This is a genomic window from Caulobacter sp. FWC26 (assembly GCF_002742645.2).
In the GTDB taxonomy this organism is placed as follows: domain Bacteria; phylum Pseudomonadota; class Alphaproteobacteria; order Caulobacterales; family Caulobacteraceae; genus Caulobacter.
Genome location: NZ_CP033875.1, coordinates 1280001 through 1293562, shown reverse-complemented (window position 1 = coordinate 1293562; position 13562 = coordinate 1280001). Strand labels below are relative to the sequence as shown.

General features: G+C 65.4%; 8 protein-coding genes, 1 tRNA gene, 2 rRNA genes and 3 pseudogenes (1 of these 14 only partly in view). 3 read left to right on the top strand and 11 right to left on the bottom strand.

Translation table 11 applies throughout. The features are described from left to right. Together CSW63_RS07640 and CSW63_RS24025 are read left to right on the top strand one after the other, a co-directional pair. A complete protein-coding gene (locus CSW63_RS07640) occupies positions 1-966 on the top strand; it encodes a nucleoside hydrolase (protein WP_062096261.1) in 966 nt (321 codons plus the stop codon). Between the two features lie 14 nt (positions 967-980). Then, positions 981-1068 (top strand): annotated as a pseudogene (locus CSW63_RS24025) (hypothetical protein); the annotation flags it as partial. A gap of 11 nt (positions 1069-1079) precedes the next feature. On the opposite strand, the gene guaD reads toward CSW63_RS24025, so the two are convergent. The 6 genes and pseudogenes from guaD to uraH all read right to left on the bottom strand — a co-directional run bounded on the left by guaD (position 1080) and on the right by uraH (position 7599). Further along, positions 1080-2369 carry a guanine deaminase gene (gene guaD, locus CSW63_RS07635; protein WP_082749485.1) on the bottom strand — a complete coding sequence of 430 codons (1290 nt, stop codon included), beginning with the start codon at positions 2367-2369 and terminating at the stop codon, positions 1080-1082. After that, the gene (xdhC, locus tag CSW63_RS07630; protein ID WP_062096257.1) at positions 2356-3372 is read right to left on the bottom strand and encodes a xanthine dehydrogenase accessory protein XdhC; all 1017 of its coding nucleotides are present in this window, start codon (positions 3370-3372) and stop codon (positions 2356-2358) included. The genes guaD and xdhC overlap by 14 nt, the downstream gene beginning before the upstream one ends. Before the next feature lie 40 nt (positions 3373-3412). Beyond that, a pseudogene (locus CSW63_RS24115) lies at positions 3413-3487 on the bottom strand (hypothetical protein); the annotation flags it as partial. After that, the gene (gene xdhB / locus CSW63_RS07625; RefSeq protein WP_062096252.1) at positions 3487-5823 is read right to left on the bottom strand and encodes a xanthine dehydrogenase molybdopterin binding subunit; all 2337 of its coding nucleotides are present in this window, start codon (positions 5821-5823) and stop codon (positions 3487-3489) included. The pseudogene CSW63_RS24115 and the gene xdhB, both read right to left, overlap by 1 nt. After that, entirely contained in the window at positions 5816-7252 is a 1437-nt protein-coding gene (xdhA, locus tag CSW63_RS07620) for a xanthine dehydrogenase small subunit (RefSeq protein WP_062096250.1), read from the bottom strand. The genes xdhB and xdhA overlap by 8 nt, the downstream gene beginning before the upstream one ends. Next, positions 7252-7599 carry a hydroxyisourate hydrolase gene (uraH, locus tag CSW63_RS07615; protein ID WP_062096248.1) on the bottom strand — a complete coding sequence of 116 codons (348 nt, stop codon included), beginning with the start codon at positions 7597-7599 and terminating at the stop codon, positions 7252-7254. The genes xdhA and uraH overlap by 1 nt, the downstream gene beginning before the upstream one ends. Positions 7600-7935: 336 nt before the next feature. On the opposite strand from uraH, the gene CSW63_RS07605 reads away from it, so the two are divergent. Next, positions 7936-10212: an NADP-dependent malic enzyme gene (locus CSW63_RS07605; RefSeq protein WP_099503841.1), complete on the top strand. Its 2277-nt coding sequence runs from the start codon at positions 7936-7938 to the stop codon at positions 10210-10212. Positions 10213-10320: 108 nt separating this feature from the next. Here CSW63_RS07605 and CSW63_RS23715 read toward each other — a convergent pair whose 3' ends face one another. From CSW63_RS23715 to CSW63_RS07585, 5 genes and pseudogenes are all read right to left on the bottom strand, one after another. Further along, complete coding sequence (locus tag CSW63_RS23715; RefSeq protein WP_035017693.1) at positions 10321-10515, bottom strand: cold-shock protein; 195 nt, start codon at positions 10513-10515, stop codon at positions 10321-10323. A gap of 132 nt (positions 10516-10647) precedes the next feature. Next, positions 10648-10851 (bottom strand): annotated as a pseudogene (locus tag CSW63_RS23710) (cold-shock protein); the annotation flags it as partial. 248 nt (positions 10852-11099) lie between these two features. After that, positions 11100-11176, bottom strand: a tRNA-Met gene (locus tag CSW63_RS07595). Positions 11177-11238: 62 nt separating this feature from the next. Further along, positions 11239-11353, bottom strand: a 5S ribosomal RNA gene (gene rrf, locus CSW63_RS07590). 103 nt (positions 11354-11456) lie between these two features. Continuing rightward, a 23S ribosomal RNA gene (locus tag CSW63_RS07585) occupies positions 11457-13562 on the bottom strand; it runs 680 nt beyond the window's last position.

Sequence of the window (13562 nt, the reverse complement as noted above, 5' to 3'; positions counted from 1 at the left end):
ATGACGACCAAGATCATCTTCGACACCGATCCCGGCATCGACGACGCGATGGCGCTGCTGTTCATCGAGGCGAGCCCCGCCCTCGACCTGATCGCGGTGACGACCATCTTCGGCAATTCCGACATCGAGACCACCACCCGTAACGCGCTGTACCTCAAGGACCGCTTCGGCCTGACGGCGCCGGTCTACAAGGGCACGGACAAGCCGCTGACGCGTCCGCGCAACCCCTCGCCCACCTTCGTGCACGGCGTGAACGGCCTGGGCGATGTGGAGCTGACGGGCCTGATTCCCGCCCAGCCGGAGGCCAAGCCTGCTCACCAGGCGATCATCGATCTGGCCCGCCAGTATCCGGGCGAGGTGGTGCTGTGCGCCGTTGGCCCGCTGACCAACCTGGCCCTGGCGCTGCAGGCCGACCCCGAGGTCGCCCACCTGCTGAAGTCCGTCGTCATCATGGGCGGCGCGTTCGGCGTGGCGGGCAAGCCTGGCAATGTCACGCCGGTGGCCGAGGCCAATATCTGGAACGATCCGGAAGCCGCCGACCAGGTCTTCACCGCGCCCTGGAGCCTGACCGCCGTCAGCCTGGACGTGACGACCCAGGTCGTGATGTCACCCGACTATATGGACGAGCTGTCTACGGGAGGCTCGGACGCCCTGACCTTCCTGAACGCCATCTCCAAGCCCTATGCGGCCTTCTATGGCGAGCGCGACGGCGTCGTCGGCTGCTGCGTCCATGACGCTGCGGCCGTAGCCTATGTGATCGATCCGACGCTTTTCACCGTGCGCCGGGGTTCGGTGCGCGTGGTCACCGAAGGCATCGCCCTGGGCCAGACCTGCCAGAAGGCCGAGGGTGAACTGTTCGGCCCCTCAGCCTGGGACGACCAGCCGATCCAGGCCGCCACCGTGGCGGTGGATGGCGCGCGACTGCTGACGCTGTACGCGGAAACGATGAGGGCGAAGTACGGGTGACTCCCCCCACCTGACCCGCTTCGCGGGTCGTCCGCCCCCAAAGACGGGCGGAAGATGATCCTTCTTCCCCCTCCGGGGGAGGAGCGCGCAGCGCGGAGGGGCAGGTCTCAAAGCTACCCCCGCCTATGCCGCTCCACGCCCGCCACATACGTCCGCGCCACCACGCGGTCATCACCCAGCACGGTCAGCGCAAAGAGCCTGTCGGCCAAGCTCTTCGCCCCTGCCAGGCGCCGCGCGATCAGCGGCGTCGCCGCCAGGTCCAGCACGACGAAGTCGGCTTCCTTGCCGGGGGCCAGATTGCCGATCTTGTCGTTGAGATCCAGCGCCCGCGCCCCGCCCAGGGTGGCCAGGTACAGGGCCTGGAAGGGGTCCAGCGCATCGCCGCGCAGTTGGCCGACCTTGTAGGCCTCGCCCAGGGTGTGGAGGATCGAGAAGGTGGTGCCCGCGCCGACATCGGTGCCCATGCCGACCTTCACGCCGTGCGAGCAGGCCTCCTCCAGCGGGAACAGGCCTGAGCCCAGGAACAGGTTCGAGGTCGGACAGAAGGCCACCGCCCCGCCCTTTGCCGCCAGGCGCCGGAAAGCGTCGCCCTTCAGGTGGACGCAGTGGGCGAAGACCGAGCGCTGGCGGAGCAGACCGAAGCGGTCATAGACGTCCAGATAGTCCTTCGCGTCAGGAAACAGCCGCGCCGTCTCCTTGATCTCGTGCAGGTTCTCCGAGAGGTGCGTCTGCATCCAGACGTCGGGATGCTCGGCCAGGATCTCGCCGGCCATGGCCAGCTGGGCGTCGCTGCAACTGATGGCGAAGCGCGGCGTGACCGCGTAGCCAAGGCGGCCCTTGCCGTGCCAGTCGGCGATCAGGGCCTGCATGTCATGGCGGCTGGACTCGACGGTGTCCGTGAGGCCGTCCGGCGCGTTGCGGTCCATCAGCGACTTGCCCGCGATCAGCCGCATGTTGCGCGCGTAGGCCTCGGCGAACAGGGCGTCGACCGACACCTTGTGCACCGAGCCGAACACCAGGGCCGTCGTCGTGCCGTTGCGCAGCAGCTCGTCCAGAAAGAAGGCGGCGGTGTCGGCGGCGTGCTTGGGATCGGCGAAGGCTGCTTCGGCCGGGAAGGTGTGCTGCTCCAGCCAGTCCAGAAGCTGCTTGCCGTGGGCGGCGATGACATCGACCTGGGGGAAGTGGATGTGGGTGTCGATAAAGCCCGGCGTGATCAGATGACCGGTCAGGTCCTCGGGCTCGGCGCCGCCCAGCCAAGGGGCGAGCTCGGCATAGGCGCCGCAGCCGATCACGCGGCCGTCCTCGACCAGCAGCAGGCCGTCCTCGTGGAAGGCGACCGCGCCCTCCGTCTGCTTGGCGGGATCGTCCAGCAGGTGGAGGATGGAGGCCCTAAACGCTTGCACTGGCGGTCTCGTCATTGCGAATGCGCGCCGCTTCCTGGCGCATCAGGAGGTCGGCGGCCACCGACACGGCGATCACCTCAGGCGCCTTGCTCTTCAGGTGCGGCAAACCGATCGGACAGGTCAGGCGGGTCAGCACGGCTTCCGAGAAACCATCATCGCGCAACCGTTTCATGAACCGCGCGCGCTTGGTCTTCGAGCCTATAACGCCGAAATAGCCAAATCCCCCGCCCGCCAGACCGGCCGAGACCAGGGCGTAGTCCAGCGCGTGGTCATGGGTCAGGACCAGGCCATAGGCGTCCGCCCCCGCGCCCATCGCCTTGGCCGCCAGTTCGGCGGGCTCCAGCACGGTGACGCCGGGAATGTCGGCGGTCTCAGGACGGCTGTCGTACCAGAAGAGGCGGAACGGCAGTGGCTCGAACGCCTTGGCGATCGCCTGACCCACATGGCCGGCGCCGAACAGCAGCAGCGGCGGACGCGGCGCGTCGGCGCGCTCGACCAAGACATCGCCCAGCTCTGGCCGAACCCCGCGCGCGGTGGCGGGCGCGCCAGCCAGGGTCACCAGCGGGCCGTCGGCCTCGGTGGACAGGATCGGCGCGACGGTTTTGGTCAAGAGACCCGGCTCGAACCGGGTGCGGACCTCGAACGGCTGGGCCGCGTCCATGCGCTTGGCCGCGTCGGTCAGCCAGTCGCGGCTGTTGTCGTTCAGACGCTCGAGGAACAGCCGCACGCGGCCGCCGCAGCACTGGGCCAGTAGCGGCCCCAGCGGATAGTCCTGGATCGCGAAATGGGCCTGGCCGCCGTCCAGCATGCGCCGCGCCTGGTCGGCGACGCGGTACTCAAGATTGCCGCCGCCGATGGTGCCGGCCTGACCGCCGCGCCAGACGACCATCTTGGTCCCGGCCTCACGCGGAGCAGACCCCTCGGTGGCGAGAACGGTGACCAGGGCGGCCTCGTCATGGGCGTCGAGGCGCGCCAGAGCGGCGCGGGCCCAGTTGCTCATGATCCCTCTCCTTTAGGGAGAGGGGTAGGGGTGAGGGGTTTCAGCGGATGAGGGCGTAACCCCTCACCCTCCCACCGCTTCGCGGCGGGCCCCTCCCTCTCCCTATGGAAGAGGGATTCATTCATGAGCCCGCCTCCGCACATCCTCGCACGCCATCAGGATCGCCTCGGGCGTCGCTGGGGCATCAAGGTGCGGAAAAACCCGACCGTCCCCGACGCTCGACACCGCCTGGGTGATCGCCGAATGCACCGAGATCGCCAGCATCAGCGGCGGCTCGCCCACGGCCTTGGAGCGGTGAACCGTGGCCTCGACATTGCGTCCGGCCTTCCAGAGCCGCACGTCCAGGTGCGCCGGGCGGTCGCCGCAGGTCGGGATCTTGTAGGTCGAGGGCGCGTGAGTCCGCAGGCACCCCTGAGCGTCGAACACCAGCTCTTCGGTGGTCAGCCAGCCCATGCCCTGGATGAAGCCGCCCTCGATCTGGCCCAGGTCCAGGGCCGGGTTCAGCGACTTGCCCACGTCGTGCAGGATGTCGGCGCGCGTGACCTTCATCTCGCCGGTCAGGGTATCGATCAGCACCTCGCTGCACGCCGCGCCATAGGCGAAGTAGTAGAACGGCCGGCCGGTATGGGTGGCGCGGTCGTAGTGGATCTTGGGCGTGGCGTAGAAGCCGGTGGCCGACAGCGAGATCCGGGCCAGATAGGCCTGGCGCACGACGGCGTCGAACGCCAGGGTCTGGCGGCCCACCCGCACGCCGTCGGGCGTGAAGGCCACCTCGGTCGCGGCCACGCCCCACTTGGCGGCCGCGAAGTCCACCAGCCGCGCCTTGATCGTCTCGGCCGCGTTCAGCGCCGCCATGCCGTTGAGGTCCGCGCCCGACGAGGCGGCGGTCGCCGAGGTGTTGGGCACCTTGTCGGTGACGGTCGAGGTGATCTTCACCCGCGAGATGTCGACCTGGAACGCCTGGGCGACGATCTGGGCGACCTTGGTGTTCAGCCCCTGCCCCATCTCGGTCCCGCCGTGGTTCAGCATGATCGAGCCGTCGGCATAGAGGTGGATCAGGGCGCCGGCCTGGTTCAGGTGTGTCGTCGTGAACGAGATCCCGAACTTAACCGGCGTCAGGGCGATGCCCTTTTTCAGCACGGGGCTAGACCGGTTGAACGCCTCGATCTCACGACGGCGGGCCGCGTAGTCGCACGAGGCCGCCAGCTCCTCGATCAGCTGCGGGGCGACATTGTCCTCGACCACCTGATGATAGGGCGTGAGGTTTCGCCCTTCGCCGCCATAGAGGTTGCGCCGACGCACCTCCAGCGGGTCCAGCCCCGTGGCGGCGGCGATGGCGTCCATCACCCGCTCGATCGCGATCATGCCCTGCGGCCCGCCGAAGCCTCGGAACGCGGTGTTGGAGACCGTGTGGGTCCGATAGCGGTGCGAGACGATCTCGACGGCCGGCAGGTAGTAGGCGTTGTCGGCGTGGAACATCGCCCGGTCGTTGATCGCCGGCGACAGGTCCGTCGTGGCCCCGCAGCGCGACGACAGCTCCAAAGACAGACCGGTCAGGCGGCCCCCATCGTCGAAGCCGACGTCGTAGACCGCCTCGAAGTCATGCCGCTTGCCGGTCATGACCATGTCCTCGTCGCGGTCGGGACGGCACTTGGCCGGTCGCCCGGTCTTGACCGCCACCAGGGCGGCGGCGGCGGCGAACAGCGAGGCTTGCGTCTCCTTGCCGCCGAAGCCCCCGCCCATGCGGCGCACCTCGACGGTGACGCAGTGGTCGGGCTTGCCCAGCACGCGGGCGATCAGGTGCTGCACCTCGGTGGGATGCTGGGTAGACGACCAGACGTGGACGTCGCCATCCTCGCGCGGGGTCGCCAGGGCGATCTGGCCTTCGAGATAGAAGTGATCCTGACCACCGATCGCGAACTGGCCTTGCACGCGACGCGGCGCAGCGGCGAGCGCGGCCTGGGCGTCGCCGCGCGCCATGCGCTGGCTGGCTTCGATCTTCAGGTCCATGGCGCGGGCGGTGGTAATATCGACGGCGGCGGGTAGGTCCTCGTAATCGACCACGGCCTTGGCGGCCGCAGCGCGCGCGGCGGCTAGCGAGGTCGCCGCGACCGCGAACAGGCTCTGGCCCACGCAATAGACCTCGCCGTCAGCGAACAGTCGGTCGTCACGGATGACAGGGCTGACGTCGTTTTCGCCCGGAATGTCCTCGGCGCTGATCACCAGCACCACGCCCGGCGCGGCGCGGACCGCCGACAGGTCCATCCGTGTGATCTTCGCGTGCGACTTGGTGCTAAGGCCGAAGGCCACATGCAGCAGACCCGCAGGCTCGGGCATGTCGTCGATATAGACGGCGGAGCCGGCCACATGGCGGGCGGCGCTGTCATGCGGCAAGGGGGCATGGACACCCTGCGGCGGCTTGGTTATCGGCGCGGTCGCGGCGGCATCAGCCATGGGCGCTCTCCGGCGTGACGCGGGCCTCGACGCCCTGGGCCTCCAGGAACACCTTGCGCAGCATGTTCCGCGCCGCCAGGGCGCGATAGGCGGCCGAGGCGCGCATGTCGCTCATCGGGCTGTAGTCGGCGTCGAGCGCGGCCATCGCCACCTCGATGGTCGCTTCCGTCCACGGCCGGCCGATCAAGGCCGCCTCGCAGGCCTTGGCCCGCTTGGGCGTGCCCGCCATGCCCCCGAACGCGATGCGCGCGTCGGTCACCACGCCGTCCTCGATGGCCAGCAAGAACGCGCCGCACACCGCCGAGATATCCTGGTCGAAACGCTTGGACAGCTTGAAGACCTTGAACAGGCGTCCCGCCTCCAGACACGGCGCCAGCACCGCTTCGACGAACTCGCCCGGCCGCCGGTCCTGCTGGCCGTAATCGAGGAAGAAGTCCTCCAGCGCCAGCTCGCGCCGCTCGTCGCCCTGACGCAACATTAGGCGCGCGCCCGCCGCGATCAGCGCCGGCGGCATATCGCCGATCGGCGAGCCGTTGGCTATATTCCCGCCGATCGTGCCGCTGTTACGCACCTGGGTCGAACCCAGGCGCCGCATCATGGCCCCGAGATCGGGGTAGAGCTTCGCCACCGCCTCGATCGCGTCGACATAGCGCACGCCGGCGCCGATGCGCAGGCCGTCGGCCGTATCCTCCAGCGACTTGAGCTCGGCCACCTCGGCGACGCTGATCAGGGCCGGTAGGGGGCGGCGTTGCTTGGTGACCCACAGCCCCACATCGGTCGCGCCGGCGACGATGGTCGCATCGGGATGGGCGGCATAAGCCTTTGCCAGTTCCTCGACCGTGCGCGGCGCCAGCCAGGTGCGGGTGATGCCGTGGATCTCGTCTTCATAGCGCAGGGCCAGCATGGTCTCGTCACGGACCGCCGACAGGTCGACCGCAGGCGGCGCTTCGGCCTCCACGCCCTTGGCTACCTCGATGATCGGGCCATAGCCGGTGCAGCGGCAAAGGTTCCCCGCCAGCACCTCCCCCACCGGCCCTTCCGCACCCTTAGCGCCCACGGCCCGGCCATATAGCGACATCAGGATGCCCGGCGTGCAGAAGCCGCATTGCGAGCCATGCTTGTCGATCATGGCCTGCTGGACGGGATGCGGAACCTTGTCCTTGGCCAGACTCTCCACCGTCATCAGCGCCTTGCCGTGCAGCATGGGCAGGAACTGGATGCAGCTGTTCACCGCGCGCCACATCGTGCCCTGGCCGTCAGCCTCGCCGATCAGGACGGTGCAAGAGCCGCAGTCACCCTCGGCGCACCCTTCCTTGGTACCCGTTCGGCGTAGGGGGCCGCGAAGATGCTCCAGAACGGTGGTGGTCGGATTGGCGCCCCGCACCTCCTGAACCTCGCCGTCGAGCAAGAACCGGATGACCGCGCCCATCAGCTCCCCCGATAGGTCGAGTAGCCATAGGGCGAAACCAGCAGCGGCACGTGCCAATGCTGCTCGAGGCTGGACACAGCGAAGTCGATCACCACCACGTCGAGGAACGGCGGGTCGTTAACCGTCAGGCCCGAAGCCTTGAAATGGTCGCCGATCGCGAACTCCAGACGGTAGCCACCAATCTCAAGCGCCTCTCCGGCGACAAGTCGCGCACGGCCGTCAGCGTCGGTGCGGAATTCCGCCAGCTTTCGGACAGTGTCGCCCTCGCGCCGCGACACCCTCACGACAACATCGGCCGCCGGCTTGCCGGACGCCTGGTCGAGAATATGTGTCGTCAGCCCGCTCATGCGCTGTCCCTTGAAGTGCTCGTTAGAGCGATGCTGGGTCGCTCCGGACGCCCTGTCCAGCGCCGCGCCCGACAAGGCCGCTCTGGAAGGAGGAGCGCCAAGGAAGGCGGCGACGGGCGCCCGAAGCACAGGCATTATATAATAGATTTATTACTTATGAGACCCGAAAACGCCGCTGATCGCGCTCGCACAATGGTAGCGCTACCAACAAAAAACGAGGATCGGGCGGCGAAGGGTTGGAATTGCCGCGCCAACATCGCTAGCAAAGCTCTTCACGCTTCGCACGCAGACGAGGCAGGCTAACCGCGCCGCGCAGGCCGCCCAGAGGACCGATCGATGGACGAGGATTTCCGCAAAGCCGCCCTGGATTATCACCGGCTGCCGCGCCCCGGGAAACTGGCGATCGAGGCGACAAAGCGGATGGCCACCCAGCGCGACCTAGCCCTCGCCTATTCGCCCGGCGTCGCCGCGCCGTGCGTCGCCATCGCAGAGAACCCTGACCTCGCCCGCGACTACACCGCGCGCGGCAACCTCGTGGCCGTGATCTCGAACGGCACCGCGGTGCTCGGTCTGGGAGACATCGGCCCGCTGGCGTCCAAGCCGGTGATGGAAGGTAAGGCCGTCCTCTTCAAGAAGTTCGCCGGCATCGACGTCTTCGACATCGAGGTCGACGCCAAGGATCCCGACCGCTTCATCGAGGTGGTGGCGGCGCTGGAACCCACCTTCGGTGGGGTGAACCTCGAAGACATCAAGGCTCCCGAGTGCTTCGTCATCGAGCGCAAACTGCGCGAGCGGATGAACATACCGGTCTTCCACGATGACCAGCACGGCACCGCCATCGTCTGCGCCGCAGCCGTCCGCAACGCCCTGCTCGTCCAGGGGAAGCAGCTCAAGGACGTCAAGTTGGTGACCTCCGGCGCCGGTGCGGCCGCCCTCGCCTGCGTCGACCTGCTGGTCTCGATGGGCCTGCCGGTCGAAAACGTCACGCTGACCGACATCAAGGGCGTCGTGCACGCCGGCCGCGAACCGGACATGCCCGACAACATGGCCCGTTACGCCCGGCAGACCGACGCCCGCACCCTGCCCGAGGTTCTGCCCGGGGCCGACATCTTCCTAGGCCTCTCGGCCCCGCGCGTCTTCAAGCCTGAATGGCTGCCGCTGCTGGCGCCCAACCCGCTGATCCTGGCCATGGCCAATCCTGAGCCGGAGATCCTGCCGGAGTTGGTCTATGAGAGCCGCCCCGACGCGATCATGGCCACCGGCCGCAGCGACTACGCCAACCAGGTCAACAACGTCCTGTGCTTCCCTTTCATCTTCCGGGGCGCTTTGGACGTCGGGGCCAGCGAGATCAACGAGGCGATGAAGGTCGCCGCCGTCGAAGCCATCGCCGAACTGGCTCGCGCCGAGGCCTCTGAGGTCGTCGCCAGCGCCTATGGCGGCGCCGCGCCGGTGTTTGGCTCGCAGTACATCATCCCCAAGCCCTTCGACCCGCGCCTGATCCTGCAGATCGCCCCGGCCGTGGCCAAGGCGGCGATGGACAGCGGCGTGGCCACACGCCCGATCGCCGACTTCGACGCTTACCAGGCCGAGCTGGAGCTGTTCGTCTATCGCTCCGGACAGTTGATGCGCCCCGTTTTCGAGCGCGCCCGCAAGCAGCCGGTCAAGGTCGCCTACGCCGAGGCCGAAGACGAACGCGTGCTGCGCGCCGTGCAGACGGTCGTGGACGAGGGCCTGGCCTATCCAGTGCTCGTGGGCCGCCGCGACGTGATCCTCGGCAAGATCGAGGAGCTGGGTCTGCGCCTGAACGGCAAGGTCGAGATCGTCGATCCTCAGGCGGACAAGGCGCTGTTTGCCCCCCTCATCACCGACTATCAGCATCTGGTCGGGCGTCGCGGCGTGCCGCCGATCGCGGCCGAGCGGCGGGTCACGGGTCGCCGCACCGTGGCGGCCTCCATGCTGCTGGCCTCAGGCCATGTCGAAGCCGCCTTGGTCGGCGGCAGCGGCGACTGGTGGCAGCACATGAAGTACGCTCTGCCGATCATCCCCAAGCGCGACAATGTCAGCCGCGTCTATGCGATGTCGTCGCTGATCCTGGACAAGGGCACGCTGTTCTTCTGCGACACCCACGTCAATGTCGACCCGACCGCCGAGCAGATCGCCGAATGCACCCAACTCGCGGCCGAGGCTGTGCGGCGCTTTGGTCTGACGCCCAAGGCGGCCCTGCTATCGCACTCCTCGTTCGGGGCCAGCAACTCGCCGACGGCGCGCAAGATGCGTGACGCCCTGGCCCTACTGCGCGCCCAGGCGCCCGAGCTGGAGGTCGACGGGGAAATGCACGCCGATGCCGCCCTGAGCCAGCACCTGCGCGACCGCATGGTGGCCGACAGCCCGCTGAAGGGCTCGGCCAACCTGCTGGTGATGCCGACCCTGGACGCGGCCAATATCGGCCTGACGCTGCTGAGCGCGGCGACGGAATCCCTTCTGGTGGGCCCTCTCCTGCTCGGCATGGCCAAGCCCTTGCACGTGCTGATCCCGAGCGTCACCGCGCGCGGGATCGTCAATCTCACCGCCCTGGCCGTGAATCAGGCCGTATCGGAGCGGGCTTCCGGCTAGCCCGCCTCGCGGAAACGAAAAGAGCCCCGTCCGACGCATCAACGTCGGGCGGGGCCCTCGAAAGTCTTTCGAAAAGGCCGTCCGTCTGGGCGGCCTTTTCGTTGGCGCTTAGAGGATGCGCAGGTTGCCGGCCGAGGTCTTGCCCGAGCGGCGGTCCTGTTCAAGCTCGTAACCGACTTGCTGGCCTTCGTTCAGGCCGCGCAGACCGGCGCGTTCCACGGCCGAGATGTGGACGAACACATCGCCGCCGCCGTTGTCCGGCTGGATGAAGCCAAAGCCCTTGGTAGTGTTGAACCACTTCACGACGCCCGTGCCGCTCTCGCCGGTGCCGGCCGAGAAACCGCCACCGCCGCCGCCACGCGGAGCGTCAAAGCTGCGCGGGGGACGCGGACCGCGACCAGCGCCACCGCCGGCGGGAACGGCGCCATGGCCCGTCACGCGCAGCTGACCCGCCGAGGTCTTGCCCGAGCGGCGGTCTTCTTCCAGTTCGTACGCGACTTGATCACCTTCGTTCAGGCCCGACAGACCCGAGCGCTCAACCGCGGCGATGTGGACGAACACGTCCTGGCCGCCGTCCTCGGGCTGAATGAAGCCAAAGCCCTTGGCCGGGTTGAACCACTTAACGACACCGTTCGCCATATTATCCTCAAACACCTCAATCGACGGGCTGATAGTCGGCCCGCGTCCTTCCGTGGGAAGTCATGACGCAAAACCTCGGTCCGCGCTATGGGCTTTGAGCGGAGAAAATTGGTCCAACGCTACGGAAGGCCAGAAAAATTCGCGCTTCAGGCAGTGAGTGCGACTAAAATGCAACTATGAATTGTGTTTCTGGCCAAAAGAAAACGCCCCGCGAAAATCGACGGAGCGCGAAAATCGGACGAAACCACTGGGTGCGGGGACAGGATTTGAACCTGTGACCTTCAGGTTATGAGCCTGACGAGCTACCGGGCTGCTCCACCCCGCGTCAGGGTGTTTGTTGATTGTGAGGGAGGGTTCGTGGACTTGTGATTGATATCCTTTTGGCGGACCTGGCGGCGACCTACTCTCCCGCGCCTTGAGACGAAGTACCATTGGCCCAGGGGGACTTAACGACCGAGTTCGGAATGGGATCGGGTGGGGAACCCCCGGCAAAGCCACCAGGTCAGCGAAAAGGATATCGACAGCCCTCTTTCGAGGGCAGTGATTGTGAAGAAGACATCAGTGTCTGAAGTAGAGCCATGCTTGTGCATGGGTTTGACTGAAGAACGATCAAGCCTATCGAGCTATTAGTACCGGTAAGCTCCATGCGTCGCCGCACTTCCACACCCGGCCTATCAACGTGGTGGTCTTCCACGGCTCTCAGCGAGACCTTGTTTTGAGGTTAGTTTCCCGCTTAGATGCTTTCAGCGGTTATCTATTCCACACTTAGCTACCCTGCTGCACAGCTGGCGCCATGACAGGTCCACCAGAGGTGTGTCCATCCCGGTCCTCTCGTACTAGGGACAGATCCTCTCAAGTCTCGTACACCCACGGCAGATAGGGACCAAACTGTCTCACGACGTTCTGAACCCAGCTCACGTACCACTTTAATCGGCGAACAGCCGAACCCTTGGGACCTGCTCCAGCCCCAGGATGTGATGAGCCGACATCGAGGTGCCAAACTTTGCCGTCGATATGGACTCTTGGGCAAAATCAGCCTGTTATCCCTAGAGTACCTTTTATTCGTTGAGCGATGGCCCTTCCACGCAGGACCACCGGATCACTATGGCCGACTTTCGTCTCTGCTCGACTTGTCAGTCTCGCAGTCAGGCGGGCTTATGCCATTGCACTCGACGACCGATTTCCGACCGGTCTGAGCCCACCATCGCGCGCCTCCGTTACACTTTGGGAGGCGACCGCCCCAGTCAAACTGCCCGCCACGCCATGTCCCGGACCCGGATAACGGGCCGCGGTTAGACGTCAGCAACAATAAGGGTGGTATTTCAAGGATGGCTCCGCCGGAACTGGCGCCCCGGTTTCATAGCCTCCCACCTATCCTACACATGTTGCTGCTAACGCCAAGGCGAAGCTGCAGTAAAGGTTCATAGGGTCTTTCCGTCTGACCGCGGGAACCCCGCATCTTCACGGGGAATTCAATTTCGCTGAGCCTATGCTGGAGACAGTGGGGAAGTCGTTACGCCATTCGTGCAGGTCGGAACTTACCCGACAAGGAATTTCGCTACCTTAGGACCGTTATAGTTACGGCCGCCGTTTACCTGGGCTTCAATTCAGAGCTTGCACCCCTCCTTTTAACCTTCAGGCACCGGGCAGGCGTCAGACCCTATACGTCGCCTTGCGGCTTCGCAGAGCCCTGTGTTTTTGATAAACAGTCGCTACCCCCTGGCTTGTGCCACTCTCATCTGGTTGCCCAAAAGAGAGTCACGCTTATCCCGAAGTTACGCGTGCAATTTGCCGAGTTCCTTCAGCATAGTTCTCTCAAGCGCCTTGGTATACTCTACCTGCCCACCTGTGTCGGTTTCGGGTACGGTCTCCGTTGGAGTTATTTCCAGGGACCTGTTCACTGCCAGGAGCAATCCAATAAGCCCTGACAATTTACCAGATCCGTCACTTCCAACTGGTTCAGGAATATTCACCTGATTCCCATCGACTACGCCTTTCGGCCTCGCCTTAGGGGCCGACTAACCCTGCGCAGATTAGCTTTACGCAGGAACCCTTGGGCTTTCGGCGAGAGGGTCTCTCACCCTCTTTATCGCTACTCATGTCAGCATTCTCACTTCCGATACCTCCAGCAAGGCTCACGCCTCACCTTCATCGGCTTACGGAACGCTCCGCTACCGCGTGCTTACGCACACCCATACCTTCGGCGACTGGCTTTAGCCCCGTTACATTTTCCGCGCAGGTTCGCTTGACCAGTGAGCTGTTACGCTTTCTTTAAATGATGGCTGCTTCTAAGCCAACATCCTGGTTGTCAAAGCAAACCCACATCGTTTCCCACTTAGCCAGTACTTGGGGGCCTTAGATGATGGTTAGGGTTGTTTCCCTTTTCACGACGGACGTTAGCACCCGCCGTGTGTCTCCCGGATAGTTCTCTTGGGTATTCGGAGTTTGATTAGAATTGGTACAGCTCGCGCCGCCCGCATCCATTCAGTGCTCTACCCCCCAAGGAATTCGTCCGAGGCACTACCTAAATAGTTTTCGCGGAGAACCAGCTATGTCCAGGTTTGATTGGCCTTTCACCCCTATCCACAAGTCATCCGAGAATTTTTCAACATTCACCGGTTCGGTCCTCCAGTAAGTGTTACCTTACCTTCAACCTGCTCATGGATAGATCACCTGGTTTCGGGTCGTCATGCGACGTACTTATTCGCCCT